The organism is Vogesella margarita (assembly GCF_028548475.1).
GTDB lineage: Bacteria > Pseudomonadota > Gammaproteobacteria > Burkholderiales > Chromobacteriaceae > Vogesella > Vogesella margarita.
Genome location: NZ_JAQQLE010000013.1, coordinates 123,275 through 149,458, shown reverse-complemented (window position 1 = coordinate 149,458; position 26,184 = coordinate 123,275). Strand labels below are relative to the sequence as shown.

The window sequence follows — 26,184 nt, the reverse complement described above, 5'->3', positions numbered from 1 at the left end:
GGCGAATGGTCACCCCAGTGCGCTTGCCGAGCTGTATGTAAAGCAGAACTGCGCGGATGCGATCTTCGTACGAGTACATGAACTACCTCCCAGTAGTCCAAGTTTTTGTCCGCACCCCCCCCTGGTCACTTTTGCACGCTGTTTTACAGACCATGAGATCGTTATCGCCGTTGGCGATGAAAACCGGTTGCGTGATAACGGATAAGTCGTCCGGCGCACTCAGTCCTGCCGCCTTGATGGCCTTCAGTTGGGCGCGTCTGGCCTGCAGGGAAATAGGCTTGTCACGGCCCTGGGTGCGCTCGTTCAGTGCGGCGAAGTAATCTTTCGCCGCGCGCTTGCCTTCCAGCGTGCGTGGAAAGAACAGGAAGTTTCTTGCGTCGCTCCAGGTAAGCGCCGCCTTGATGTAGGCAAGCGCCGCAACTTTGGTCACCGCTTCGATGCCGCCACCGCCCCGCGGCCCCGTTCCGGCAAGCACCATCCGGCGCACGAGCTCGGGAGCCTGCAACGCCACCATTTGCGCGACACCGCCACCCAGCGAAAAGCCGAGCAGATCGACTTGCTTGAAGCCCATGGCGCGGATAAAGGCGATAGCGTCGCGCCCCATCTCCTCGATGGTGTCCGGAACTGAGCCCCCCGAAGCGCCGACCCCGCGGTTGTCGAAGGCGATGACCCGGCGCTGTGCAGCAATGCCGTCGATTACCCGCGGGTCCCAGTCGTCTAGCACGGCCATCAGGTGGTGCAGGAAAATCACCGGCACACCGGAATCCGGGCCGAGCGCCCGGTAGGCGAAAGCCACCCCGCCAACGGCTATCGTGCGGGTGGGTACATCTTTCCATTTCACATTGCCCGTCGCGCGCGGCGCCGTGACTGCGCCAATGCCTGCGAATGCTTCGGCTCCCGGGGTGATGCCTGTGGTGTTGGTGTCCATCAATGAAATCTCCGTGACGGTGGATTGCTTGTCGTCGAGGTGTTAGTATTGGATTGATACGAACAATACTGGCAGTTTACCGGAAAGTCACTATCAAAATAGTATGGACAACGAAAATAGTTGCGATAACCCGTGCCCGATCGCGCGCAGCCTGGCTGTGGCCGGGGATTCCTGGAGCATATTGATCCTGAGGGACGCCCATGCCGGCCTTACCCGCTTTGACCAATTCCGCAAAAGCCTGGGCATTGCACCGACAATGCTGACGCGCCGACTGGCGACGCTGACCGAGGAAGGATTGCTGGAGAAGCGGCGCTACTCGGAGCATCCGCCGCGCGAGGAGTATCTGCTGACCGCTGCCGGCCGCGATTTCCTGCCGATACTGTTCATGATTGGCGCGTGGGGGCGCCAATACCGGGGCGGCGGCAAGCTGACGCGTTTCTTCGACGCGGAGACCGGTACAGAGATCAAAGCGGTGGCCGTGGATGAAGTCACCGGGGCGAAGATAGGGACTCGCCCCATGCGCATTGTTACGCCGGACGAAAGCTGACCTCGACCGCCGCAAGCTGGAGCTGGATGGGCTGGCCTTCGTGCAGATCTGCTTCGGCGCGCACGGCGGCAACGGGCCGAACGCGTTCGAGGCGGCGATGCGCACGCAGCCGCAGGTGCTGTCCTGTCACAAGATCACCGGCGACGCCGACTACCTGATGCAGGTGGTCGCCACCTCGCTGGACGCCTACAGCGATTTTGTCGGGACGTGCTGCGCCAGATGCCGGGCGTGGCGTCCACCCACTCCAGCATGGCGCTGCGCAAGGTGAAGGCTAGTAGTCGTCTGCCGGTGTAGCCGCAGCGGATGTGGAAAGGTTGGCCGCAAGCAGGGGGGCAGGGTTTGTGGCCAAGCTTGTGGCTTGTGGGGAAGGCGAGGCAGGGTGGCTGCTCTGACAAAGTTACTGATCATGCCCATGTGCTAGCATGGCTTCTATCGGCCACAAGCAGGCAGGTGGTGATCACGTCATGCGAGCTGAGTTGCAACCCATGATTTCGTAAGAGATGCATCCAGTTACGCTCTGACGTCATGCCGCAAGGAGTAGCGACACCATGTGCATGACGATGTGACGTCGTGTTTGACCGCGCAGACAACTTTCTTGATTGCGGCTTTTGATATGCTCAATGCCCACCGATGCAATCAAGGTCTACAACTTTTGAGAACAGGCATGCCTAACCCGATGCACATCCTAGTAAATGACTTCGCAATTAGAAGCTTCCGTGAGACCGCAGACAAGGACTACATCACGGCAAGAATGGCTTACCGAGCGCGGCTGATTCAGCCGTTCCTGTGGTCTGCCCTGCACTGTCTAGAGAAGTACGTCAAAGGCATTCTTGTACTTAATCGAATGGATGCCAAAGGATTGGGACACAGCGTACTTCCTGGCATTGAGAGGTTGAAGCAGCGTGGTAAGTTCGAAATCGAACTCAGTGCTGATACCGTCAAATTCATCAAGGGGCTTGAAGACTATGGAGCGAAGTATCGGTACTACGAGGTCTCATACAACATTGAGCCATTCGACATGGCTCGACTCGACCGCGCAGTTTGGGAGCTGAGAAGGTACTGTCAGCCGTTGGACTACGACATCGTTGACATAAACGGCAAGACGGTGAACTTGCTATCCCATGAGCTTGATCGCATTCATAGGGCGAAGGCGAAGCACGAAAAGGGGACGTGCGTCATGGGAGGTATCCTCGAAATGATCGTCGAAAAGAAGGATCACCCAGCGCGTGAAGCGCTGATCTGGAACAACCTTTTCTTCGGTCCATCACGACGCAAGAGCGTGAAGATGCGATCGGGCTGGGAAGCAGGCAACTCGCCGTTCTTCCTGCATCCCGAGATCATCGATGAGGTGGTCAAGTACGTGCACATCCCGAAGGACATCGCCGAGGGTGTGCGCCAGTTCGCGGAGCTGAAAGCGGCCGAGAAGGCAAAGACAGAACAGGAAGCAAAGAAGGCAGCGAAGCCCGCAGCCAAACAGTCGGGAAAGACTGGCTAAAGGGGAGCCTGAGCGGCTTCGCCAACGGCAGCAGTCCGACATTTCGTACGCCCGCTCCAGGTCGGTAGCGGACGACCTTCTCTCCAGAAGGCTGGTAGGTCCAATCCCGCCGCTCGTTCCTCCGTCGCGCACTGAGCCAATTGGCCGGCGAGCAAGCCACAACCTGCGGCCAACCTTGGCCGCTTTTTACCCGTTACCAAAAAGAAAAGCCCGGCCGCCAGGACCGGGCTTTGTGCCATCTAGCAGCGTTTTATTCCACGATCAGGCGTTTGCCGTTGCCGCTGCTGTGTTTTTTCGGCAGCGTCAGCGTCAGTACGCCGTTTTCGTACTTGGCGGTGGCGCCGTCGCGGTCCAGGTCGGACGGCAGCTGCAGGCTGCGCGACACCATGCCGTAGTAGCGTTCGCTGCGCAGGTTCTGCTCGTCCTTGCTCTGTTTGTCGAACTGTTTCACTTCAGCCTTGATGGTGAGCTGGGCGCCCTCGATCTCGACGTGGATGTCGTCCTTGGAGACGCCGGGCATCTCGGCCAGTACGGTGAAGCCAGCGTCGGTTTCCTTGACGTCAAGCTTGATCTGCGACGGCAGCGCATCACCGTGCAGGGGCTTGATGAAGAAACCGTGGCCGCCGAAATCGCGGAACAGGTCGTCGAACAGGGTGCTGCGGGAAGGAAGCAGGCTCATCGTATTCTCCTTGGATAATCAGATGTTTAGGGCGGCCGTGCGGGCTGCTCACCTCCTGGTATAGTGCACCGCCGGCGCAAACGACAAGGAGACGTAACCGGGCGGTTTGATCTGGCGCAACAGGCGCCGCCGGCCGTGGCAAAACGGGTGCTCAGCCGGGGCGGCAGCTGAGGCGCAGGTAGCTGCCGGCGGTGCGCAGATCCTGCTCGATGGCGCGGCGCACCGCACCGGCGTCGCCGGCCTGCAGCGCGTCCAGCAGCGCGTGGTGGGCGTCGTTCATGGTCTTCCATACCGCCAGATCCTGATGCAGCTGGTTGGAGATCGGGCCGACGTGCAGCCAAACCGTCTCGATCAGCGACAGCAGCAGCGGCGAGCCGCTGGCACGGTACAGCTGCAGGTGAAACAGCTCGTTGGCGTCGAGATAGCCCTTGATGTCGTCCGTGGCGATGGCGTCGTCCATCGCGCGGCACAGCCGCAGCAGCTCGTCGCGCTCCGTAGCGGCCAACCTTTGCGCGCCGCGGAAGGCGGCTTCGCCTTCCAGCAGGATGCGGTTTTCCAGGATGTCGTCGAACTGCGTTTCGGTCAGCTGCGGCACCTGCACGCCGCAGTTGGGGATGTTCAGCAGCGCCTTTTCTGCGGCCAACCTTTGCAGCGCGGCGCGCACCGGCATCTGGCTGACGCCCAGTTCCTCGGCCAGCTGGCGGATCTTCAGCCGCTCGCCCGGCAGCCAGCGCCCCAGCATCAGCCAGTGGCGCAGCGTGTCGTAGGTCTCGTCTTGCAGGGTGGAGGCGGTGCTGGTTTTCATGGGGCGTAGTCAGGACAAATTGGCGGCAAGCATAGCAGAAGCCGGCCATGGTCTGGGCGCGGGCAGGGTGCGGCGGCTGGCTGGACGGTGCCTGCTGCCGGTGTGCGCCGCGCGTTGACTGACGCCTGTCGTTGCCATCGTGGCGCGAGGTTGGCCGCCATTGTGCGGTCTTTTTTACGGACGACGGAAATATTTGATCAAATGTTGACTTGAGTATTTGATCAAATTTACGATGCACGGCATGACCTGTGTTTTGCAGTGGTTCCCGTCTGGCAAGAAGGGCGGGCAAGAGCGGCGGGCGACAGGCGATAAATAACCGGGACAGTCCGCAGGAGAACGACGATGAACGAGCAACTGGCCGCGTTTATACGCGAGCACAATATTCACGAAGTGGAGTGCGTGATACCGGACATGACCGGCATGGCGCGCGGCAAGATCGTGCCCAAGGGGCTGTTTCTGGCCGAGGACAGCATGAAGATGTCCAAGGCGGTGCTGACCATCACCGTGAACGGCGAATTCGCCGAGTTCGAGCGCTTTGCCGGCGCCAACGACCCGGACATGGTGTGCCGGCCGGACCCGTCGACCATCCGCCTGGTGCCATGGGCGATCGAGCCGGTGGCGGTGGTGATCCACGACTGCGAGGATTTCGACGGCACGCCGGTCGGCATCTCGCCGCGCGCGGTGCTGCGCCGCGTGCTGAAGCTGTACGAGGACCGCGGCTGGCGCCCGGTGGTGGCGCCGGAGATGGAGTTCTACCTGATCCGCCAGAACACCAACCCGCACGAGCCGCTGCGCCCGCCCTCCGGCCGCGCCGGCCGCTCCGAGGTGGGGCGGCAGTCGTTCTCCATCGACGCGGTCAACGATTTCGACCCCTTCTTCCAGGAGCTGTCGGCATTCTGCGAGGCGGCGCAGCTGAAGGTGGAAACGCTGATCCACGAGGTCGGCGCCTGCCAGATGGAGATCAACTTCAGTCACGGCGACGCGATGGCGCTGGCCGACCAGGTGTTCCTGTTCAAGCGCGCGGTGCGCGAAACCGCCTACCGTCACAATATCTTCGCCACCTTCATGGCCAAGCCGATGGAAGGCGAGCCGGGCAGCGCGATGCACATCCACCAGAGCATCGTGGATGACAGCGGCGCCAACATCTTCTCGCAGCCGGACGGCAGCGCCAGCGAGCTGTTCTTCCACCACATCGGCGGCATGCAACGCTATCTGCCGCGGGCGATGCCGATGTTCGCGCCGTACGTGAACAGCTATCGGCGCCTGAGCCGCCACACCGCGGCGCCGATCAATGTGCGCTGGGGCTACGACAACCGCACCTGCGGCATCCGCATTCCGCCGTCCGGCCCGGCCGCGCGCCGGGTGGAAAACCGCGTGCCCGGCGTGGACGTGAACCCCTACCTGGCGATGGCGGCGACGCTGGCCTGCGGTTACCTCGGCATGGTGAACAGGATCGAGCCGTCCGCGCCGATGGACGACAGTGCCTACAACCTGGACTACGAGCTGCCGCGCAGCCTGGAAGACGCGGTGGAGCTGATGCAGGACTGCCCGGAGCTGGCGGCGATTCTGGGCGAGGAGTTCGTGCAGGCGTTCTGCGCGGTGAAGGAAAAGGAATTCGAGACCTTCAACCGTGCCATCACCGCCTGGGAGCGCGAGCACCTGCAACTGCACGTCTAAGCCCCGCCTGCGGCCAACGTTGGCCGCAGCCGATACAGAACATCAAGGAGATACCCATGACCATCCGCCACGGCATCAACTGGGACAAGGCGCAGGCGCTGTATCAGGCCGAGCGCGACGCCTTCATCAAGCGCATGCCGCGCTCGCGCGAGCTGTCGGCCAAGGCCGCCGGCCACCTGCTGTTTGGCGTGCCGCTGCACTGGATGAACGACTGGTCGACGCCGTTCTCGCTGTACGTGGCGGCGGCGCAGGGCGCGCGCTTCACCGACGTGGACGGCCACGACTACGTGGACTTCTGCCTCGGCGACACCGGCGCCATGTTCGGCCACAGCCCCAAGCCGGTGGCCGAGGCCATCGCCCGTCAGGCGCAGCGCGGCTACACCGCCATGCTGCCAAGCGAGGACGGCGTGTGGGTGGCGCAGGAGCTGGCGCGCCGCTTCGGTCTGCCGTACTGGCAGTTCGCGCTGTCGGCGTCTGACGCCAACCGCTTTGCCATCCGCTGGGCGCGGGCGATCACCCATCGCAGCCAGGTGCTGATCTTCAACGGCTGCTACCACGGTACGGTGGACGACGTGTTTGTCGATCTGGTGGATGGCCAGCCGCAAACCCGCGACAGCCTGCTGGGGCAGGTGTACGACATCACCCGGCACACCCGCAGCGTGGAATTCAACGATCTGGCCGCGCTGGAAGCGGCGCTGCAGGACGGCGAGGTGGCCTGCCTGCTGGCCGAGCCGGCGATGACCAATATCGGCATGGTGCTGCCGCAACCGGGCTTCTGGCCGGCAGCGCAAGAATTGTGCAAGCGCTACGGCACGCTGCTGCTGATCGACGAAACGCACACCATCAGCAGCGGCCCCGGCGGTTACACCCGCGCCCATGGTTTGCAGCCGGATCTGTTCGTGGTTGGCAAGCCGGTGGCCGGCGGCGTGCCGTGTGCGGTGTACGGTTTCAGCGCCGAGGTGGCCTGCCGTGCCGAGGATGCCAAACGCCGGGCACCCCCGGGGCATAGCGGCATCGGCACCACGCTCACCGCCAACCTGCTGGCGATGGCGGCGATGCGTGCCAATCTGGCCGAAGTGATGACTGACAGTGCCTACCAGTACATGTTCGGTCTGGCGGAAAGGTTGGCCGCAGGGCTGCGTCGTGTCATCGAACAGCAGCAGCTGCCATGGTGCGTGACCCGGATCGGCGCACGCACCGAGTTCCAGTTCACCGCCACGCCTCCTGTCAATGGCAGCGAGGCCGACAAGATTCTGGACAGCGAGCTGGAGCACATCGTGCACCTGTTCCTGCTCAACCGCGGCCTGCTGATCACGCCCTTCCACAACATGATCCTGGTGTGCCCGGATACCACCGAGGCCGATGTGGACAGGCTGGTGGCGGCGTTCGCCGACTTCGTGCGGCAGGTGTGTTGAGCGCGCGGCACGCGCCGGGGTCGGTTGGTGCGGATGGCGCGAAATGAAAACGGCCCGCCTGTTGGCGGGCCGTCTGCCGGCTATGGCCGGATGGCTTAGTGCGCCTGACGGGCTGGCTGTTTGTGACGACGCACCTTGGCACCGGTCTTCTGGCGCTTGGCCTGGGTGACGCTGCCGCGCTTGCTGCCGGCCTTTAGCGCGGTTTTGCTCACCTTGCGCTGCTTGAGGCTGGCCTTGGTCGCGGTGCGGCCGGCCTTGGCCTTGACGCGGGCGCTACGTTTGGCAACGACACTACGTTGTTTGGTAGTGTTCGCGGTCGCTTTCTGGCGCTTGCGGGCGGCGAGGCTGCGCTGGCCGGTGCCGGCCTTGCGGCTGGCGATCACCTTGCCGGTCTTGGTGCGCTTGCCCACCGCGCGCTGGCGCACTGCGGCTTTTTTGTTGGTACGCACCGTTTTGTTGCTGCGCACGCTCTGTTTGCCGCCGCGCAGTGCGTTGCGTGCCTTGGCGGTGCGTTGCGTCGTGGCCGCCTGCTTCAGCTGGCGTGACGATTTGCGGGTGGCTGGCCGGCTGTCGCTGCGCTGGCTGCGGCGTGCTTCGGCCTTGGCTTGGCGGGGCGGTTCTGCCGGGCTGCTGGTTTTTTCCTGGGGTTTGTTCGCTGTTGCAGGCTGAATATTGCGTGCAGGTACGTCGTTTGCTTTATTGCTGCCACCGTTGCCGGGGGCAGGTTTGCTGATGGTTTTGCTCTGGCGTGGCGGCTGGAAGTCGCCCGGCAGCGGGGCGTCTTCGCCGGTGGCAAAGCTGTTGCTGGCGCAGCTCAGGATGATGGCGCCAAGTGCTGCGGCGCAAAAACGGGACAATGGCATGGCGGATATGTCGTTGGCTAAATAATCAAGGTGCAAATATCCGGGTGCGGTGCGTTGTGGCACCGTAACGGGCTTGTTATATTAGCACGCGCGCCGATTCGGGGACGAACGGTCAATACGTGAATCGAGGGAGATGACAAGTATGAAGAACACGAGAAGAACGTTGCTTGCGGGGATGTTGTTGTCGGTGGTTGCCGTTGCCGGTTGCGGCAAGAAGGCGGAAGAGCCGGCAGCATCGGCCGCCAGCGACGCGGCGCCGGCGGTGACGCAGGGGACCGAGTACGTGGTGGGTACCGATGCCAGCTATGCACCCTTCGAGTTCCAGAACGACCAGAGCCAGATCGTCGGCTTCGACATCGAGGTGCTGAGCGCGGTAGCGGACAAGGGTGGTTTCAAGGTCAAGTTCGTCAATACGCCGTGGGAAGGCATGTTCGCCACCCTGGCGCAGGGCGACCGCGACATTCTGTCTTCGGCCATTACCATCACCGACGAGCGCAAGCAGAGCATGGACTTCTCCGAGCCATACTTTGAGGCGCGCCAGCTGATCGCGGTCGGCAAGGGCGTGACCGGCGTGAAGACCTTCCAGGATCTGAAGAGCAAGAAGGTGGCGGTACAGACCGGCACTACCGGCGACGAAGTGGTGCAGAAGCTGTTGGGCAAGACCAGCTCCAACATCAAGCGTTTCGAGAGCATGCCGCTGGCGCTCAAAGAGCTGGAAGGCGGTGGTGTTGACGCGGCGGTGGGTGACAACGGCGTGGTGATCAACTACGTGAAGAACAACCCGCAGCACGGCATGACCACGGTGGAAGACCTGCAGAGCTTCGCGCCGGAGTACTATGGCTTTGCGGTGAAGAAGGGCAATAAGGAGCTGCTGGACAAGGTCAACGCCGGCATCAAGGCGATCAAGGCCGACGGCACCTACGACCAGATCTTCAATAAGTATTTTGGCACCAAGTAATCAATTAGCTGCATGAAGAACCGGGCCCGCCTTGAGCCGGCCCGGTTTTTTTGCAGGGGGAAGCAATATGGATTTTCGCTGGGAAATGATCGCCGACTACGCGCCACTGTTCGTGGAAGGCGTGCAAATGACGATCATCATTACACTGGTGGCCGTGGTGTTCGGCACCCTGATCGGCCTGTTCATGGGCATGGCGCGGCTGGCGGATGCGCCGCACGGCCTGAGCCGCTATCTGGTGCGCTATCTGGTGCGTCTGCCGGCCGGTGCCTACGTGACTTTTTTCCGCGGCACGCCCTTGTTCGTGCAAATCCTGCTGGTGCACTTCGCGCTGATGCCCTTGCTGATCCATCCGACGGATGGCCTGGTGATCAACGGCGATATCGCCCGTGACATCCGCCAGAATTACGGCGCCTTTATTTCCGGCCTGCTGGCGTTGACGCTTAACGCCGGTGCCTATATCACCGAGATCTTCCGTGCCGGTATCCAGTCCATCGACAAGGGGCAGATGGAAGCCGCGCGTTCGCTGGGTCTCTCCTACGGCCAGACCATGAAGTTCGTGATCGTGCCACAGGCGTTCCGCCGCATGCTGCCGCCGCTGGGCAACGAGGCGATCATGCTGCTGAAAGACAGCTCGCTGGTGTCCGCGATCGGTCTGGCCGAACTGGCCTTCGCCGCGCGGACCGTGGCCGGCGTGTACTCGCGCTACTGGGAGCCGTACCTGACCATTTCCTTCATCTATCTGGCATTGACCATGTTGATGGCGTGGGGGATTTCCCGTCTGGAGAAAAAGCTGCAGATCGGCGCCCGCTGAGCGTTCCCTGCTGCTTGGTAAAAAGGCCGCGACAGCGGCCTTTTTGCTTGTCTGGCGGGCGTCTTGGTGTCATTTCATGTTAGAATATCGAATATTTTGCCATGACTACGGATTTCCATGACCGACCAGCTTTTTGCCAAGGAAACACTCCCGATTAGCCTGGAAGAGGAGATGCGCCGTTCCTATCTCGATTACGCGATGAGCGTGATCGTCGGCCGCGCCCTTCCTGATGTCCGAGATGGCCTCAAGCCCGTGCATCGCCGGGTGCTGTACGCCATGCATGAGCTGTCCAACGACTGGAACCGTGCCTACAAGAAGTCGGCGCGTATCGTCGGCGACGTGATCGGTAAGTACCACCCGCACGGCGATACCGCGGTGTACGACACCATCGTGCGTCTGGCGCAGGATTTCTCGCTGCGCTACCCGCTGGTGGACGGTCAGGGTAACTTCGGTTCCATCGACGGCGACAACGCCGCTGCGATGCGTTACACCGAAATCCGCATGGCGCGCATCGCGCACGAACTGCTGGCCGACCTCGACAAGGAAACCGTCGACTTCGGCCCCAACTACGATGGCTCCGAGCAGGAGCCGCTGATCATGCCGACGCGCATTCCGAACCTGCTGATTAACGGCAGCTCCGGTATCGCGGTGGGCATGGCCACCAATATTCCGCCGCACAACCTGACCGAAGTGGTCGACGCTTGCCTCGCGCTCCTGGCCAACAGCGAGCTGACCATAGACGAGCTGATCGACATCATCCCGGCACCGGACTTCCCGACCGCCGGCATCATCTACGGTACCGCCGGCATCAAGGAGGCGTACCGCACCGGTCGCGGCCGCGCCATCATGCGCGCCCGCGTGCACTTCGAGGACATCGGCAAGGGTGACCGCCAGGCCATCATCGTCGACGAGATCCCGTACCAGGTGAACAAGTCACGCCTCCTGGAACGCATCAGCGAGCTGGTACGCGAGAAGCAGATCGAGGGCATCTCCGACCTGCGCGACGAGTCGGACAAGTCCGGCATGCGCGTGGTGATCGAGCTCAAGCGCGGCGAAATGCCGGAAGTGGTACTCAACCACCTGTACAAGCTGACCCAGCTGCAGGACAGCTTCGGCATCAACATGGTGGCGCTGGTCGACGGCCAGCCCCGCCTGCTGAACCTGAAGCAGATCATCGACGAATTCCTGCGCCACCGCCGCGAGGTGGTGACACGCCGTACCATTTTCGAGCTGCGCAAGGCCCGCGAGCGCGGCCATATCCTCGAAGGTCTGGCGGTGGCACTGTCCAACGTCGACGAGATCATCGCGCTGATCAAGGCGTCCGAAGCCCCGCCGCAGGCCAAGGCCGCGCTGATGGGTCGCGCCTGGCGTTCGGAGCTGGTCGAGGGCATGCTGTCCCGCGTCGACCAGAGCTACGCCCGTCCGGACGGCCTGGCCGCCGAGTACGGCCTGCACGGCGACGGCTACCGCCTGTCCGAAGTGCAGGCCCAGGCGATCCTGGACCTGCGCCTGCAGCGCCTGACCGGGCTGGAACAGGACAAGATCGTCGGCGAATACCGCGAGATCATGGATACCATCCTGGACCTGATCGACATCCTGGCGCGTCCGGAACGCATCAACCAGATCATCCACGACGAGCTGACCGCGGTGAAGCTGCAGTACGGCGACAAGCGCCGTTCCGAGATCGAACCGTTCGGTGGCGACATCAACATCGAAGACCTGATCACGCCGCAGGAGATGGTGGTGACCCTGTCGCATACCGGCTACCTGAAGGCGCAGCCGGTCGACGACTACCAGTCGCAGCGCCGTGGCGGCCGCGGCAAGCAGGCGGCGGCGACCAAGGACGACGACTTCATCAACACCCTGTTCGTGGCCAATACCCACGACTACGTGCTGTGCTATTCCTCGTTCGGACGTTGCTACTGGATCAAGGTCTACGACATGCCGCAGGGCGGTCGTACCAGCCGCGGCAAGCCGATCGTCAACGTGCTGCCGCTGGCGGAAGGCGAGAAGATCAACGCCATGCTGCCGGTGAAGGCGTTTACCGGCAATGGCGGTGCCGAGCTGGATGACGATATCGAAGTCAGCGACAAGGTCAAGGGCCCGTTCGTGTTCATGTGTACCGCCAACGGTACCGTGAAGAAGACGCCGCTGGAGGCATTCTCGCGGCCGCGTAGTGCCGGCATCATCGCCGTCAAGCTGGACGAGGGCGACAAGCTGGTCGGCGTGGCGCTGACCAGCGGCAGCGACCAGATCATGCTGTTCTCCAATGCCGGCAAGGCAGTGCGTTTCGACGAAAGCGATGTGCGTGCCATGGGTCGTAACGCCACCGGCGTGCGCGGCATGGCGCTGGGCGAAGGCCAGCAGGTGATTTCGCTGCTGGTGGCCAATAGCGATGAGCAGCAGGTGTTGACCGCCAGCGATGGCGGCTACGGCAAGCGTACCCGTGTTGGCGAGTTCCGCCACACCAGCCGCGGCACCCAGGGCGTGATCGCCATGGACCTGACCGACAAGACCGGCCTTGCGCTGGTGACCGCCAGCCTGGTGGAAGACAGCGACGACGTGATGCTGATCACCACCGGCGGCGTGCTGATCCGCACCAAGGTCGACCAGGTGCGCGAGACCGGCCGTGCGGCGCAGGGCGTGCGCCTGATCAACCTGGACGACGGCGAGAAGCTGATCTGCCTGGTGAAGGTGGCCGAGAGCGAAGACGACGCCGCAGAAGAGGGCGACGCGCTTGCGGCCAACCCTGAGGCGGGCGAGGGCGCGGCAGAATGACGGAGCAGGCACCGGCCAACGAAAAGCTGCTGGCGACGGCGGGCGCCTTGTTCGTGTCCTTCCCGCACTGCGTGACGCTGGGCATGCAGTACCTCGGCAACGTTGGCCGCAAGCCGACGCTGAAGGTGGCGTGGCGCGACGATCTGGTCGGCAATCCGGCCAGCGGCGTGCTGCACGGCGGGGTGATCACCTCCATCGTCGACACCTGCAGCGCCATCGCGGTGACTGCGCACATGGACGAACTGGAAACCATCGCCACGCTGGACCTGCGCATCGACTACCTGAAGGCGGCCACGCCGGGCAAGGCGATCTACTGCACCGCCGAGTGCTACCGGCTGGCCAGCCAGATCGCGTTCACCCGCGCCGTGTGCTACCACGACAGCCCGGACGACCCGATCGCCCACGGCGTCGCCACCTTCATGCGCGACTCCAATCCGAAACCGATGCTGGCGGAGGGCGCGGCATGAGCCAGTTCATGGAAACCTTCCTCGCGCTGCGCGACGAGAAGCGCTTCGCCGACATCATCGCCGCGGTGCCGTACGCCCGCCTGATGGGCGTGGAGTGCGGCGAGGACGAGAACGGCGAGCTGCTGTTCTGGCTGCCGTTCGCCGAGCGCAATGTCGGCAATACCACGCTGCCGGCGCTGCATGGCGGCCTGATCGGCGGCTTTCTGGAAAATGCAGCCCTGCTGCACCTGATGTGGAACCGCGAGTCGCGGGAAGCGCCCAAGATCGTGGACTTCTCGCTGGACTACCTGCGCTCCGGCAAGGCCACCACGCTGTATGCGCAGTGCGAAATCACCAAGCAGGGCAAGCGCGTGGCGCACGTGCTGATCGAGGCCTGGCAGGAAGATCGTCGCAAGCCGGTCGCTGTCGCCCGCGCGCACTTTCTGCTCAGCACCCCTTCCTGATTTTGACGAGAAATAGAGGATAGTCATGGCCAAGGTGTACAACTTCTCAGCCGGTCCTGCCGTATTGCCGCACGAAGTGCTGGCGACCGCCCAGGCGGAAATGCTGGACTGGCACGGCTCCGGCATGTGCGTGATGGAAATGAGCCATCGCGGCAAGGAGTTCATGGAAATCATCCACGATGCCGAGCAGGATCTGCGCGCACTGATGGCGATTCCGGCCGGTTACAAGGTCTTGTTCCTGCAGGGCGGCGCCTCGCAGCAGTTCTCCATGGTGCCGCTGAACCTGGCGCCGGTGGACGGCCATATCGACGTGCTGGATACCGGCCACTGGTCGAAGCTGGCGGTCAAGGAAGCGCGCCGCTACACCAACGTCAACGTGGTGGCCAGTAGCGCCGACAGCAACTACGCGGTGGTGCCGGACGTGGCCAGCTGGCAGCGCACGCCGGATGCCGCCTACTTCCACTACACCTCCAACGAGACCATCGGCGGCCTGCAGTGCCCGTTCGTGCCGGACGTCGGCAACACCCCGCTGGTGTGCGACATGTCGTCCGACTTCCTGTCGCGTGAAGTGGACGTGTCCAAGTTCGGTCTGATCTACGCCGGTGCGCAGAAGAACATCGGCCCGTCCGGCCTGACCGTGGTCATCGTGCGCGAAGACCTGCTGGGCCACGCCCAGGCGCAGACGCCGACCATGCTCGACTACCGCGTGCACGCCGACGCCGACTCCATGTATAACACCCCGGCCACCTATCCGATCTACATCGCCGGCCTGGTGTTCAAGTGGCTGAAGACGCAGGGCGGCATCAAGGGCATGCAGGCGCGCAACGACGAAAAAGCTGGCCTGCTCTACCACATGATCGACAGCAGCAACGGTTTCTACTACAGCCATGTGCAGGCGCCGTACCGCTCGAAGATGAACGTGGTGTTCCGCCTGAAGGACGAGGCGCTGGAAGACGTGTTCCTGTCCGAGGCGAAAAAGAATGGCCTGATGCAGCTCAAGGGCCATCGCTCGGTCGGCGGCATGCGTGCCTCGATCTACAACGCGATGCCGATCGAAGGTGTGAAGGCACTGGTGCACTTCATGGAAGACTTCGCCCGCCAGCACGGCTGAGCGACAAGGTTGGCCGCAACGCAAAACCCGTCCCCGGACGGGTTTTTTCATTGTTCGCGATCCGGATCAGTGTTTTTGCCGCGATGACTGGCCTCGGTCGCCCTAAGCACGCATCATGTCGTTCTTGTTCCGGAGTCTCCCATGACAGCCAACCGTCCCCTGATGTTCCTGTTGCTTACCGCCGGCACCGTGGTCACCCTCAGCATGGGTATCCGCCACGGTTTCGGTTTTTTCCTGCCGCCGATGACGCAGTCCTTCGGCTGGACGCGTGAAACCTTTGCCTTCGCGCTGGGTTTGCAGAACCTGGTCTGGGGGCTGGCGCAGCCGTTTGCCGGCGCGCTGGCAGACCGGCACGGCCCCGGGCGCGTGCTGCTGACCGGTGGCGTGTTGTACGCCGCCGGGCTGGCGCTGATGACGATGTCCAGCAGTGGCGTGCTGCTTTCCGGCTCCGCCGGCGTGCTGATCGGCCTCGCGCTGTCGTGCACCACTTACAGCGTGGTGTTCTCGGTGATCGTGCGCGCGGTGGCGCCGGAGTTTCGTTCCCGCGCGATGGGGCTGACGGCGGCGGCCGGCTCCTTCGGCCAGTTCATCATGGTGCCGGTCGAGCGCGGCCTGATCGACGGCCTGGGCTGGGTGCCGGCCCTGTTCGTGCTGGCGGCGACCGCCGCCTTGCTGTTGCCGCTGGCGGCGCCGCTGGAAAAAGCCTACCGCCGGGCGCCGGCGCTGCCGGTCCTGCAGGGCAGCATGCTGCGCGGAATGAGCGATACCTTTGCCATGGCCTGGCAACAGCGCTCCTTCCGCCTGCTGATGGCAGGCTATTTTGTCTGCGGCTTCCAGGTGGTGTTCGTCGGCGTGCACCTGCCGGCCTATCTGCGCGATCACGGCCTGTCCGGCGAGGTGGCCAGTCTGGCACTGGCGTTGATCGGCCTGTTCAACATCGGCGGCACCTACGTCGCCGGCCACCTTGGCAGCAGCCGGCCCAAGCCGATGCTGCTGGCAGGGATCTACTTGCTGCGCAGCATCGTGGTCACCGCCTTCATCCTGGTGCCGCTGACGCCGTGGTCGGTGGCGCTGTTTGCCGCGGCGATGGGCTTCCTGTGGCTGTCGACGGTGCCTCTGACCAATGGCGTGCTGGTCAGCCTGTTCGGCGTGCGCCATCTGGGCATGCTGTCGGGTGCGGTCTTCTTCTCGCACCAGGTCGGCAGCTTCCTCGGGGTGTGGCTGGGCGGGCTGCTGTACGATCGTACCGGCAGCTATGACGTGGTGTGGTGGCTGACGGTGTTACTGGGGTTGCTGGCCACTGCGGCCAACCTGCCGGTGCGCGAGCAGCCGGTGCCGGCGGTGCCTGCGGTAGCGACTCAGTCATGAACTGGCTGGCGGCGGCGTGCGGCGTACTGGTGCTGGCGGCGGGTGTGTGGGCGTATCTGCGCCCGGATTTCGTGGTCGATGCGGCAAACCTGATTGCCGCCTGTTTCTGAAGGGGATGACATGTTGACTGGGGAGCGGCTCGCGCGGCTGCAGCAATTGTGGGAAGACAACGAGGCACACGACCGCCATGCGGCCGCCCGTGCCGAGAAGCGGCTGACCATTACGCCGCAGACCGGGCGTTTCCTGTACCAGTTGTCACGCACCCGCCGGGCACGCATCACGCTCGAAATCGGCACTTCCAGCGGCTATTCCACGCTGTGGCTGGCGCTGGCGGCGCAGGTGCACAAGGGGCAGGTGGTGTCGGTCGACCATTCTGCGCACAAGGTCGCACTGGCGCACGCCAACCTGCAGGCGTTCGCGCTGGAGCCGGTGGTGACGCTGCACACCGACGACGCGTTCGCGGTGCTGGCCAATACCGCCGACGAATCGGTCGATCTGTTGTTTCTCGACGCCGACCGGCAGCGTTATCCCGGTTACTGGCCGGAGATCACGCGCATCCTGGCGCCCGGTGCCTTGCTGGTGATGGACAACGCCTTGTCCCATGTCGAAGAATGTGCGCCTTTTGTACAAGCAGTGCTTGCTACGCGTGGCTATCTCGCGGAAACTTACCCCATCGGAAAAGGCCAGTTTGTCATACTGAAAGACTTGTAAATCGTGTCGGAACAACAGCTCAAGCAACACCGCGATGCCATCGACCGCATCGACATCGAGATTCTCCATCTTCTCAACCAGCGCGCCCAGCACGCCCGTGAAATCGGCGAGATCAAGGGTGGCGGCATCATCTACCGACCGGAGCGCGAGGCGCAGGTGCTGCGCCGCATCAAGGAGCAGAACCCCGGGCCACTGCCCGGCGAATCCGTGGCACGGCTGTTCCGCGAGATCATGTCGGAATGCCTGGCGCTGGAAAAGCCGCTGTCCATTGCCTACCTCGGCCCGGAGGGCACCTTCAGTCAGCTGGCGACGCTGAAGCACTTCGGCCATGCCGCACGCACCGTCGCCTGTTCCTCCATCGACGAAGCTTTCCGGCTGGTGGAAGCGCGGGCGCTGGATTACGTGGTGGCACCGGTGGAAAACTCCACCGAGGGCGCGGTTGGCCGCACGCTGGACCTGATGGTCAGTACGCCGCTGAAAGTGTGCGGCGAAGTGGTGCTGCGCATCCACCACCACCTGCTGCGCAATAGCGCAGGCATCGACGGTATCCGCCGCGTCTACGCCCACGCCCAGGCGCTGGCGCAGTGTCACGAATGGCTGAACAAGAACCTGCCGGCCGATGTCGAGCGGGTGTCGGTGGCCAGCAATGCCGAGGCGGCAAGGTTGGCCGCAGAGGATGGCAGCTGCGCAGCGATCGCCGGTCAGGCGGCGGCGGAGCGCTTCAATCTGCTGAAGCTGGCGGAAAACATCGAGGACGAGCCGAACAACACCACTCGCTTCCTGGTGCTGGGGCATCAGGATGTCGGCCAGACCGGCCAGGACAAGACCTCGCTGATCGTGTCGGCGCCGAACCGTCCGGGCGCGGTGCACTACCTGCTGGCGCCGATTGCCGACAACGGCGTGTCAATGACCAAGTTCGAGTCGCGGCCATCGCGCGCCGGGCTGTGGGACTACGTGTTCTTCATCGATGTCGAAGGTCACCACGATGACCCGAATGTCGCCAAGGCGCTGCAGGGGCTGATGGAGCGCACCTCCTTCGTGAAGGTGCTTGGCGCCTATCCGCAAGCCGTTCTCTGACATATTGCCAGGCCGGCATCGCGCCGGCCGTTGATGGATTAAACGTATGACTATCCAGTCTGTTTGTCTTTTTTGTGGTTCCAACAAGGGTTCGCGCGTCGCTTACGAGCAGGCGGCGGTCGAGCTGGGCCGGACGCTGGCACAGCGCGACATCGCGCTGGTGTACGGCGGCGGTAACGTCGGCCTGATGGGAGCGGCCGCGGACGCGGCGCTGGCCGCCGGTGGTCGCGTGATCGGCGTGATTCCGGGCTTTCTGCGCGAGAAGGAACTGGCGCATCAGGGCCTGACCGAGTTGCATGTCACGCAAACCATGCACGAGCGCAAGGCGCTGATGGAAGACCTGTCCGGCGGCTTTGTCGCCTTGCCCGGCGGCTTCGGCACCTACGACGAACTGTTCGAGATGCTGACCTGGGGTCAGCTGTCGGTACACAGCAAGCCGATCGGGCTGCTGAATGTCGACGGCTTCTTCGATCCGCTGCTGGCAATGATCCGCCACAGCGTGGCCGAGGGCTTTGTCGCGGAAGGCAATCTGCAGCTGTTCGTGGTGGCGGAGACCATCGACGAGCTGCTGGCCAAGATGAACGCTTACCGGCCGGCACCGGTCAACAAGTGGTTGTCGCACGACCGCATCTGAGCTTGTCGCCGGCCTCGCCGGCTTTTCTGTTTATACGGGGACGGTTTTCATGATTATCGTGATGTCGCCAGCCGCCAGTGCGCAAAGCATTGATGACGTGATCGGCAAGATCCGCGCGGCGGGCCTGAGCGAGCACGTCTCGCGCGGCACCGAGCGCACCATCATCGGCGCCGTTGGCGACGAGCGCTCGCTGCAGCCGAGCATGTTCGAGATGATGCCCGGGGTGGAGCGCGCGCTGCGGGTGCTGAAGGACTACCGCATCGTGTCGCGTGAGGTGCAGCCGGACAATACGGTGGTGCACGTGCGCGGGCAGGCCATCGGCGGCGGCGCGGTGCAGGTGATTGCCGGGCCGTGCGCGGTGGAAACCGCGCCGCAGATGCAGCAGGCCGCCAGGCTGGTGCGCGAGGGCGGTGCCCGCCTGCTGCGCGGCGGCGCCTTCAAGCCGCGTACCAGCCCGTACAGCTTCCAGGGTCTGGGCGTGGCCGGGCTGGACCATCTGCAGGAGGCGGCGCGGCAGCAGGGGCTGCCGGTGGTGTCGGAACTGATGGACATCCGCCTGCTGGATACCTTCCTCGAGTACGACATCGACGTGATCGAGATCGGTGCGCGCAATATGCAGAACACCGACCTGCTGAAAGAGGTTGGCCGCATCAACAAGCCGGTGATCCTCAAGCGCGGCCTGTCCGCGACGGTCAGCGAGTGGCTGATGGCCGCCGAGTATATTGCCATCGGCGGCAACCACAACATCATTTTCTGCGAGCGCGGCGTGCGCAGCTTCGATCCGGCCGCGCGCAACACGCTGGATGTGACGGCGATTCCGTTGCTGAAGCGCGAGACGCACCTGCCGGTGATCGTCGACCCCAGCCATGCCGGCGGCAAGGCGTGGCTGGTGCCGGCACTGTCGTGCGCGGCACTGGCTGCGGGCGCCGACGGACTGATGCTGGAGGTGCATCCCGATCCGGCGCAGGCGTGGTGTGACGGTGACCAGGCGCTGGATGGCGCGGCATTTGGCAATCTGATGGCGCAGCTGCGCCCGCTGGCCCAGGTCATGGGCCGTAGCCTGGCATAAAGGGGAGCGTGATGAGCGAGCAAGAGCAGGAAATCGTAAGACTGACCCAGGTCGACAACTACCGTTTCGATAACCGTTTCGAGGGCGGGGACTACCGCTTGCTGACCGACGAGCCGGCGCCACTGGGCGACAATAGCGGGCCGTCGCCATCGCAGCTGCTGGTGGCCGCGGCGGCCAACTGTCTGTGCGCCAGCCTGTTGTTCTCGTCGCGCAAGTACCACCTCGATGTCGCGCCGCTGTCGTGCGAGGCGGTGGCCACCATCAGCCGCAACGAGCGCAAGCGGCTGCGGGTGACGCGCATCGATGTCACGCTGCAGTGTGGCAAGCCGGTGCAGGGGTCGCCCAATCTGGAGCGGCTGCTGTCGAGCTTCGAGGATTTCTGCACCGTGTCGCAGAGCATCGGCCAGGGTATCGCCATTGCGCTGACGGTGCTGGATCAGGATGGTACGGTGTTGAAGTCGCCCGCCGTCTGAGCTGGCTGCCAACAAAAAACCGGATGGGGCGACCATCCGGTTTTTTGCATTTACAGGTAGCGCAGGAACAGCGGTACCAGGATCTCGGCGATCCAGCCCAACAGCAGCGGCGGCACCAGCAGCGCGAACAGGATGCCCCACCATGGCGTGCGCTGTTGCGGGCGGCTGATGGCGAGCACGGTGCGGTACAGCGCGTAGCCGGTGAGCGCGACAAACGGCGGCAGCGTGGCCAGTGCCTGTAACGGTCGTCCTGCCAGCAGCGGGTTGAGCAGCAGCATGCCGGCCAGCAGGCAGGCCTGGCTGAGGAAGTAGCTGCCCATGTTCAGCGACAGCCCGCGCAGCAGCACGCCGGAGCGGCGGAATTCGCCGCAGCCGAGCAGCGCCAGGGCGCCGGCCAGTCCCAGCCACAGGTAGGCATAGAGCAGCGGCAGCCACACCGGCACCAGGGCCAGCGACGGCAGGTAGAGGCGGAAGAAGGTGGCGCTGACGACATAGGCTGACACTACGGCCAGTACGGCGGTCACGCTGTCGCTGGCGATCAGTCGCCACAGCGCGTGCAGCAGGTACAGCAGCAGTGGCGACAGCAGGATCAGGCTGGGAAGGGAGGGGGTCATGCCGCGGCCAGCACCCGTTGCAGCGCCACGGAGATCAGCTCGCCCATCTGCGCCAGATAGTGGGTCTGCATGTCCTGCGAGAAGCGCTGGCTGTCCTCGCTGCCCAGTACCAGCAGGCCGAAGGCCTCGCCTTGCTGGCGCAGCGCGATGGTAGCGAAGGATTGCAGTACCGGCTGGGCCGGGAACCAGCTCAGGATCTCGTCGTTGACGTAAGGGCCACAGTACGGGGCGCACAGGTTGCCGGCCAGCAGGCGGATGTCCTGCTTGGCGTTGTAGAACGGGCTGGGGTTGGCCGCATCGTGCCACAGCCGCAGTGCCACGCGTTGCAGGCCGAACTGCTTGTCGAAGGTGCGCACGATGGCGTCGGCGGCCTGTTGCAGGGTGTCGGCCTGCATCAACGCCAGGCTCAGCTGGTGGCAGCGCGACAGGATCAGGTCGTTCTGCTCGCCGTGCCGCACCAGCTGCACCAGCCGCGCTTCCAGCTGGCGGTTCTGGTCTTTCATTTCCAGCAGCTGGCGCTCGGCGAAGGATACCACCACGCGGTCATGGCTGCTTTTCAGGCCGAAACGCGGCGCGTGCTGGTTGAGGAAGTCAGGATGGGCATCAAGAAAGGCAAGAACATCGTCGTTTTGCACGCTGCGACTCCGCTGTCAGGTCAGATTTCGATTTCACCGGTAAAAACGGTCACCGCCGGGCCGGTCATCTTCACAGGATGGCCGGGGCCGCCCCACTCGATATTCAGGTCGCCGCCACGGGTATGCACCAGCACGCGGCTGTCGAGCTGGCCGCGCTGGATGCCGGCCACCACCGCGGCACAGGCACCGGTGCCGCAGGCCAGGGTTTCGCCGGCACCGCGCTCGTAGACGCGCAGGCGGATCTCGCCGCGGTTCACGATCTGCATGAAGCCGGCGTTGACCTTCTCCGGGAAGCGCGGGTGCGACTCCACCAGCGGGCCTTGCTGGGCCACCGGTGCGCTGTCCACGTTATTGACGACGCAAACCGCGTGCGGGTTCCCCATCGATACCACGGTGACGTCGATCGAGTCGTCGCCGACGGTCAGCGGATGGGTGATGGCGTCGCCGTCGGCGATGAACGGTATCTCCAGCGACTTCAGCCGCGGCACGCCCATGTCCACCGTGATCAGACCGTTGCTGTGGTACTCCGGCACGATCACGCCCTTGGCGGTTTCGACGCGGATGGCACGCTTGTTGGTCAGCTTTTGCTCTGTGACGAACTTCACGAAACAGCGGGCGCCATTACCGCACTGTTCCACTTCGCTGCCGTCGTTGTTGAAGATGCGGTAGCGGAAGTCGTTTGCACCGTCGTGCGGAGCCTCCACCAGCAGCAACTGGTCGAAGCCGATGCCCAGGTGGCGGTCACCAAGCTGGCGCAGGCGCTCCGGCGTCAGGCCTACCGTCTGGCGGATGCCATCCACCACCACAAAGTCGTTGCCGAGGCCGTGCATTTTGCTGAACTTGAGTTTCATGGGAGGTACGCGTGTGAGGTACGGCAAAGTAAAAGGCCATCATAACCGAATAATTTGGCGGCAAACAGCAGCACGACATGGCGCGCATTGACACCTTACTGACCAGTAAGTAGAGTCGCGGAATGAAGCCTGAAACCGACGCCCGTATTACCGATACGCGCAAAAAAATCCTCGACCTGGCGGAAGCGCTGATGCTCTCGCGCGGGTTCAATGCCTTCAGTTACCAGCACATCAGTGCCGAGCTGGGGGTGCGCAATGCCGCCATCCACTACCACTTCCCGAAAAAGAGCGATCTGGGCGTGGCGCTGATCGAGCGCTACTGCCGCCGTTTCGAGCGTTTCACCCAGGCGCAGGCCGAACTGTCGCCGGGCGAGCAGCTGGAACAGTATTTCGAGCTGGCCGACCGCTACTTCGGGCAGCAGCAGATCTGCCCGAGCGGCATCCTGTCGGCCGAGCTGCAGACCCTGCCCGAGGACATGCAGCGGCAGACGCAGGCCTTTGTCGCGCTGATGCGCGGCTGGGCGGAGGACATCGTGCGTCGTGGCCGCGACGCCGGCGTGATGCACTATCCCGGCTCCGCCGAGGGCATGGGCGACGTGGTGTTTGCCGCGATGCAGGGCGCGCTGCAGCTGGCGCGTTTCGACCAGCAGGCGCTGCAATCGGTCAAGCTGCAGATACGGCAGCTGCTGGGCTGCCAGTAACCATTCAAATAACAAGCCAGATAACAACTAGATAGCAACACGACAACACGAGAAGAGGGTTTGATGGAACAACAAAAAAACAGCATGTGCCGCATGGTGGACAAGACCGCGGCACTGCCGGGCGGGCTGCGCTCCTGGGCGATCACCAAACTGTTCGGCAACTTCGTCCCGTTTCTCGGGACCGCCGGCCTGCGTTTCGACGAGGTCAGCCGCGAGCGCATGGTGGTCAGCATTCGCAACCGCAAGAAGGTGCAGAATCACATCAAGGGCCTGCACGCGGTGGCGATGGCGCTGCTGGCGGAAACGGCGACCGGCTTCGTGGTCGGCATGAACGTGCCGGACGACAAGCTGATGCTGCTCAAATCGATGAAGGTCGAGTACCTGAAGCGGGCGCAGGGCGACATGAAGGCGGTCGCGACGCTGGACCGCGCGCAGGTTGGCCGCATGGCGACGGAAGACAAGGGTGACGTGCTGGTGGCGGTGGTGGTGACCGACGAATCCGGCGAATCCCCGATCCGCTGCGAAATGGTGTGGGCGTGGGTGCCCAAGAAACGCAATTGAGGGCGACACGATGAGCTATGACACGATCACCGTCGAGGTGCGGCAACAGGTCGCCCACGTGGCGCTGAACCGTCCGGACAAGGCCAACTCGCTGAACGAGGCGATGTGGCAGGAGCTGCAGCAGGCGATGGAGTGGTGCGACGCCGAGCCGCAGGTGCGCGCCGTGGTGCTGTCCGGCAACGGCAAGCATTTCTGTGCCGGCATTGATCTCGCGATGCTGATGAATATGCAGCGCGCCATCGAGGACCGCTGCGAGGCGCGCAAGCGCGACAAGCTGCGGCGGCTGATTGTCGGCCTGCAAGCCAATGTCAGCAGCCTGGAGTTGTGTCGCAAGCCGGTGATCGCCGCCATTCACGGCGCCTGTGTCGGTGGTGCGCTGGATATCGTGCTGGCCGCCGACATTCGTCTGGCCGCCGAGGGTGCCGTGTTCAGTGTGCGCGAGGTCGATGTCGGCATGGTTGCCGATGTCGGCAGCCTGCAGCGCCTGGCGCGGGTGGTGGGCGAGGGCAATGCCCGCGAGCTGGCGCTGACCGCGCGCGACGTGCCGGCGGGCGAGGCGAAGGCGATGCAGCTGGTCAATCGCGTGCTGCCAGATCGCGAGGCGCTGTTGCAGGCAGCGGAGGCGATGGCGTTGCAGATCGCGGCCAAATCGCCGCTGGCGGTGCAGGGTACCAAGGAAATCCTCAACTATAGCCGCGACCACAGCGTGGCCGAGGGGCTGAATTACGTGGCGACCTGGAACGCGGCGATGCTGATGTCGGAAGACATCCAGGTGGCGGTGATGGCGGCGGTCAGCGGCGAGCGGCCGATGTTCCGCGACTAGTTGCACACGGCGCCGCGCGGGTGCCAGTCACGGCTTGCGGCCAACCTTGCAGCAAGGTTGGCCGCAATGCTTTTGGGGTGGCTGTCGGCTATGGCCGGCGGCCGGCCAATGAAAAACGGGCCGTGAAGGCCCGTTGTTGTTGCCGGCGTCGCGCCGCTGTTACAGCTTGATCAGCGTCGATTTCAGCTCGGTGTACTTCTCCAGCGCGTGCAGCGACTTGTCGCGGCCGTTGCCGGACTGCTTGAAGCCGCCGAACGGGAAGTTCATGTCGCCGCCTTCGTCGTAGCAGTTGACCCACACCGTGCCGGCGCGCAGGCGGCGCGATACCTTGTGCGCGGTACTCAGGTCGCTGGTCCACACCGCGGCGGCGAGGCCGTACTCGCTGTCGTTGGCGATGCTAATCGCCTCGTCCACATCCTTGAAGGTGATGATGGACAGCACCGGCCCGAAGATTTCCTCACGGCAGATGGTCATGTCCGGGCGCGGGCACACAAACGCGGTCGGCTCGATGAACAGGCCGGTATCGGCATGCGCGGCCTTGCCGCCACACACCAGTTCCGCGCCTTCGCTCCGGCCCTTGTCGATGTAGGACAGCACCTTGTCGTACTGCACGCGGTCGACGATGGCGCCCATGCTGGTGGCAGGGTCCAGCGGGTCGGCCGGCTGGTAGTGCGCGGCCGCCTTCTTGAATTCGGTGATGAAGGCGTCCTTGATGTCTTGATGAACCAGCAGGCGCGAGCCGGCGGTGCACATCTCGCCCATGTTGTAGAAGATGGCGCCGGCGGCGGCGCGTGCGGCCTTGGCCAGATCCGGGCAGTCCGGCAGCACGATGTTGGGCGACTTGCCGCCCAGCTCCAGCCAGGCGCGCTTGAGGTTGGATTGCGCGGCAGCCGTGGCGATCAGCTTGCCGACACCGGTGGAGCCGGTAAAGGCGATGCAGTCGATGTCCATGTGTTCCGCCAGTGCCTTGCCGACGTCACCGGCACCCGGCAGCACCTGGAACACGCCGTCCGGCATGCCGGCTTCCTTGGCCAGTGCCGCGAGGCGGATGGCGGTCAGTGGCGATTTTTCCGACGGCTTGACGATCACGGCGTTGCCCGCGGCCAGCGCCGGGCCGAATTTCCAGCTCGCCATCAGGATGGGGAAGTTCCACGGCACCACGGCGGCGACCACGCCGATGGCTTCGCGGGTAACCAGGCCGACGATTTTCGGGTCCACCGGGGCGACTTCGCCGCCGATCTTGTCGATGGCCTCGGCGAACCACTCCACGCAGTAGGCGGCACCGGGCACGTCTACACTGGTGGTGTCGCCGATCGGTTTGCCGGCGTCCAGGGTTTCCAGCAGTGCCAGCTCGTCACCATGCTCGCGGATCAGCGCGGCGAAACGCTTCAGGATGCGGCCGCGGGCCAGCGGCGCGAGGCCCGACCATTTGCCGCTGTCGAAGGCGCGACGCGCGGCCTTGACCGCCTGTTCCACTTCCGGCGCGCCGGCCCAGCTGATGCTGGCCAGGTGCTGGCCGTTGGCCGGGTTGATGCAGTCGAAGGTGCGCCCGTCTGCTGCTGCAACATACTGGCCGTCGATGAAGGCGCGGCCTTCGATGGTGAGCGTGCTGGCAAATGCCTGCCATTCTGCATGGGTGCGAGCCATGGTGTTTCTCCTTTGTTGTGTCGGGTCCGCCCCGTAGCAGGAG

At 63.9% G+C, this 26,184-nt stretch carries 27 protein-coding genes and 1 pseudogene; 20 read left to right on the top strand and 8 right to left on the bottom strand.

Features of this window, described 5'->3' with window-relative positions; genetic code table 11:
- Nucleotides 1-82: 82 nt before the first annotated feature.
- On the bottom strand, nucleotides 83-928 hold the full coding sequence (locus PQU96_RS14180; protein WP_272773055.1) for an alpha/beta hydrolase: 846 nt from the start codon (nucleotides 926-928) through the stop codon (nucleotides 83-85).
- Nucleotides 929-1,031: 103 nt separating this feature from the next.
- Here PQU96_RS14180 and PQU96_RS14175 point away from each other — a divergent pair, with 103 nt between their 5' ends.
- From PQU96_RS14175 to PQU96_RS14165, 3 genes and pseudogenes are all read left to right on the top strand, one after another.
- Nucleotides 1,032-1,475 carry a winged helix-turn-helix transcriptional regulator gene (locus PQU96_RS14175; protein ID WP_272773054.1) on the top strand — a complete coding sequence of 148 codons (444 nt, stop codon included), beginning with the start codon at nucleotides 1,032-1,034 and terminating at the stop codon, nucleotides 1,473-1,475.
- 40 nt (nucleotides 1,476-1,515) lie between these two features.
- Nucleotides 1,516-1,769 (top strand): annotated as a pseudogene (locus PQU96_RS14170) (Lrp/AsnC ligand binding domain-containing protein).
- Nucleotides 1,770-2,151: 382 nt separating this feature from the next.
- A complete protein-coding gene (locus tag PQU96_RS14165) occupies nucleotides 2,152-2,970 on the top strand; it encodes a HEPN domain-containing protein (protein ID WP_272773052.1) in 819 nt (272 codons plus the stop codon).
- A 250-nt stretch (nucleotides 2,971-3,220) separates the two neighbouring features.
- Here PQU96_RS14165 and PQU96_RS14160 read toward each other — a convergent pair whose 3' ends face one another.
- Both PQU96_RS14160 and PQU96_RS14155 read right to left on the bottom strand, forming a co-directional pair.
- Entirely contained in the window at nucleotides 3,221-3,649 is a 429-nt protein-coding gene (locus PQU96_RS14160; protein WP_272773051.1) for an Hsp20/alpha crystallin family protein, read from the bottom strand.
- Nucleotides 3,650-3,800: 151 nt separating this feature from the next.
- Nucleotides 3,801-4,454 (bottom strand): GntR family transcriptional regulator, encoded by a 654-nt coding sequence (locus PQU96_RS14155; RefSeq protein WP_272773050.1) that lies wholly within the window; start codon nucleotides 4,452-4,454, stop codon nucleotides 3,801-3,803.
- A gap of 342 nt (nucleotides 4,455-4,796) precedes the next feature.
- Between PQU96_RS14155 and PQU96_RS14150 the strand changes: the two genes are divergently transcribed.
- Nucleotides 4,797-6,131 carry a glutamine synthetase family protein gene (locus tag PQU96_RS14150; RefSeq protein WP_272773049.1) on the top strand — a complete coding sequence of 445 codons (1,335 nt, stop codon included), beginning with the start codon at nucleotides 4,797-4,799 and terminating at the stop codon, nucleotides 6,129-6,131.
- Nucleotides 6,132-6,187: 56 nt separating this feature from the next.
- On the top strand, nucleotides 6,188-7,546 hold the full coding sequence (locus tag PQU96_RS14145) for an aspartate aminotransferase family protein (protein ID WP_272773048.1): 1,359 nt from the start codon (nucleotides 6,188-6,190) through the stop codon (nucleotides 7,544-7,546).
- A 95-nt stretch (nucleotides 7,547-7,641) separates the two neighbouring features.
- Here the strand turns inward: PQU96_RS14145 and PQU96_RS14140 are convergent, their stop codons facing one another.
- The gene (locus PQU96_RS14140; protein ID WP_272773047.1) at nucleotides 7,642-8,409 is read right to left on the bottom strand and encodes a hypothetical protein; all 768 of its coding nucleotides are present in this window, start codon (nucleotides 8,407-8,409) and stop codon (nucleotides 7,642-7,644) included.
- Nucleotides 8,410-8,551: 142 nt separating this feature from the next.
- Here PQU96_RS14140 and PQU96_RS14135 point away from each other — a divergent pair, with 142 nt between their 5' ends.
- From PQU96_RS14135 to PQU96_RS14080, 12 genes are all read left to right on the top strand, one after another.
- Entirely contained in the window at nucleotides 8,552-9,367 is an 816-nt protein-coding gene (locus tag PQU96_RS14135) for a basic amino acid ABC transporter substrate-binding protein (RefSeq protein WP_272773046.1), read from the top strand.
- 67 nt (nucleotides 9,368-9,434) lie between these two features.
- Nucleotides 9,435-10,178, top strand: a complete 744-nt coding sequence (locus PQU96_RS14130; RefSeq protein ID WP_272773045.1) for an amino acid ABC transporter permease — start codon at nucleotides 9,435-9,437, stop codon at nucleotides 10,176-10,178.
- A 117-nt stretch (nucleotides 10,179-10,295) separates the two neighbouring features.
- Nucleotides 10,296-12,956, top strand: coding sequence for a DNA gyrase subunit A (gene gyrA, locus PQU96_RS14125; RefSeq protein WP_272773044.1), 2,661 nt, complete (start codon nucleotides 10,296-10,298; stop codon nucleotides 12,954-12,956).
- Nucleotides 12,953-13,423, top strand: a complete 471-nt coding sequence (locus PQU96_RS14120) for a PaaI family thioesterase (RefSeq protein ID WP_272773043.1) — start codon at nucleotides 12,953-12,955, stop codon at nucleotides 13,421-13,423. The genes gyrA and PQU96_RS14120 overlap by 4 nt, the downstream gene beginning before the upstream one ends.
- Nucleotides 13,420-13,866 carry a PaaI family thioesterase gene (locus PQU96_RS14115; protein WP_272773042.1) on the top strand — a complete coding sequence of 149 codons (447 nt, stop codon included), beginning with the start codon at nucleotides 13,420-13,422 and terminating at the stop codon, nucleotides 13,864-13,866. Before PQU96_RS14120 ends, PQU96_RS14115 begins: the two co-directional genes overlap by 4 nt.
- A gap of 25 nt (nucleotides 13,867-13,891) precedes the next feature.
- Entirely contained in the window at nucleotides 13,892-14,977 is a 1,086-nt protein-coding gene (gene serC, locus PQU96_RS14110) for a 3-phosphoserine/phosphohydroxythreonine transaminase (protein WP_272773041.1), read from the top strand.
- Nucleotides 14,978-15,118: 141 nt separating this feature from the next.
- Entirely contained in the window at nucleotides 15,119-16,345 is a 1,227-nt protein-coding gene (locus tag PQU96_RS14105) for an MFS transporter (RefSeq protein WP_272773040.1), read from the top strand.
- Between the two features lie 120 nt (nucleotides 16,346-16,465).
- Nucleotides 16,466-17,056: an O-methyltransferase gene (locus PQU96_RS14100; protein WP_272773039.1), complete on the top strand. Its 591-nt coding sequence runs from the start codon at nucleotides 16,466-16,468 to the stop codon at nucleotides 17,054-17,056.
- A 3-nt stretch (nucleotides 17,057-17,059) separates the two neighbouring features.
- Nucleotides 17,060-18,133, top strand: a complete 1,074-nt coding sequence (gene pheA, locus PQU96_RS14095) for a prephenate dehydratase (protein ID WP_272773038.1) — start codon at nucleotides 17,060-17,062, stop codon at nucleotides 18,131-18,133.
- A gap of 46 nt (nucleotides 18,134-18,179) precedes the next feature.
- A complete protein-coding gene (locus tag PQU96_RS14090) occupies nucleotides 18,180-18,767 on the top strand; it encodes an LOG family protein (RefSeq protein ID WP_272773037.1) in 588 nt (195 codons plus the stop codon).
- Nucleotides 18,768-18,816: 49 nt separating this feature from the next.
- On the top strand, nucleotides 18,817-19,836 hold the full coding sequence (gene aroF / locus PQU96_RS14085; protein WP_272773036.1) for a 3-deoxy-7-phosphoheptulonate synthase: 1,020 nt from the start codon (nucleotides 18,817-18,819) through the stop codon (nucleotides 19,834-19,836).
- Between the two features lie 11 nt (nucleotides 19,837-19,847).
- A complete protein-coding gene (locus tag PQU96_RS14080) occupies nucleotides 19,848-20,309 on the top strand; it encodes an OsmC family protein (protein WP_272773035.1) in 462 nt (153 codons plus the stop codon).
- A 50-nt stretch (nucleotides 20,310-20,359) separates the two neighbouring features.
- Here PQU96_RS14080 and PQU96_RS14075 read toward each other — a convergent pair whose 3' ends face one another.
- Genes PQU96_RS14075 through dapF form a run of 3 tightly spaced genes read right to left on the bottom strand, consistent with a single transcriptional unit; the run spans nucleotide 20,360 to nucleotide 22,409 of the window.
- Nucleotides 20,360-20,923, bottom strand: a complete 564-nt coding sequence (locus PQU96_RS14075) for a hypothetical protein (protein WP_272773034.1) — start codon at nucleotides 20,921-20,923, stop codon at nucleotides 20,360-20,362.
- Nucleotides 20,920-21,558 (bottom strand): DUF484 family protein, encoded by a 639-nt coding sequence (locus PQU96_RS14070; RefSeq protein ID WP_272773033.1) that lies wholly within the window; start codon nucleotides 21,556-21,558, stop codon nucleotides 20,920-20,922. The genes PQU96_RS14075 and PQU96_RS14070 overlap by 4 nt, the downstream gene beginning before the upstream one ends.
- A 20-nt stretch (nucleotides 21,559-21,578) precedes the next feature.
- Entirely contained in the window at nucleotides 21,579-22,409 is an 831-nt protein-coding gene (gene dapF, locus PQU96_RS14065) for a diaminopimelate epimerase (RefSeq protein ID WP_272773032.1), read from the bottom strand.
- A gap of 122 nt (nucleotides 22,410-22,531) precedes the next feature.
- Here dapF and PQU96_RS14060 point away from each other — a divergent pair, with 122 nt between their 5' ends.
- The 3 genes from PQU96_RS14060 (at nucleotide 22,532) to PQU96_RS14050 (ending at nucleotide 24,494) form a co-directional block, all read left to right on the top strand.
- The gene (locus PQU96_RS14060) at nucleotides 22,532-23,110 is read left to right on the top strand and encodes a TetR/AcrR family transcriptional regulator (protein ID WP_272773031.1); all 579 of its coding nucleotides are present in this window, start codon (nucleotides 22,532-22,534) and stop codon (nucleotides 23,108-23,110) included.
- 63 nt (nucleotides 23,111-23,173) lie between these two features.
- The gene (locus tag PQU96_RS14055; protein WP_272773030.1) at nucleotides 23,174-23,671 is read left to right on the top strand and encodes a DUF4442 domain-containing protein; all 498 of its coding nucleotides are present in this window, start codon (nucleotides 23,174-23,176) and stop codon (nucleotides 23,669-23,671) included.
- A gap of 10 nt (nucleotides 23,672-23,681) precedes the next feature.
- Nucleotides 23,682-24,494, top strand: coding sequence for a crotonase/enoyl-CoA hydratase family protein (locus PQU96_RS14050; protein WP_272773029.1), 813 nt, complete (start codon nucleotides 23,682-23,684; stop codon nucleotides 24,492-24,494).
- A gap of 159 nt (nucleotides 24,495-24,653) precedes the next feature.
- Here the strand turns inward: PQU96_RS14050 and PQU96_RS14045 are convergent, their stop codons facing one another.
- A complete protein-coding gene (locus PQU96_RS14045) occupies nucleotides 24,654-26,141 on the bottom strand; it encodes an aldehyde dehydrogenase (protein WP_272773028.1) in 1,488 nt (495 codons plus the stop codon).
- Between the last annotated feature and the right edge of the window lie 43 nt (nucleotides 26,142-26,184).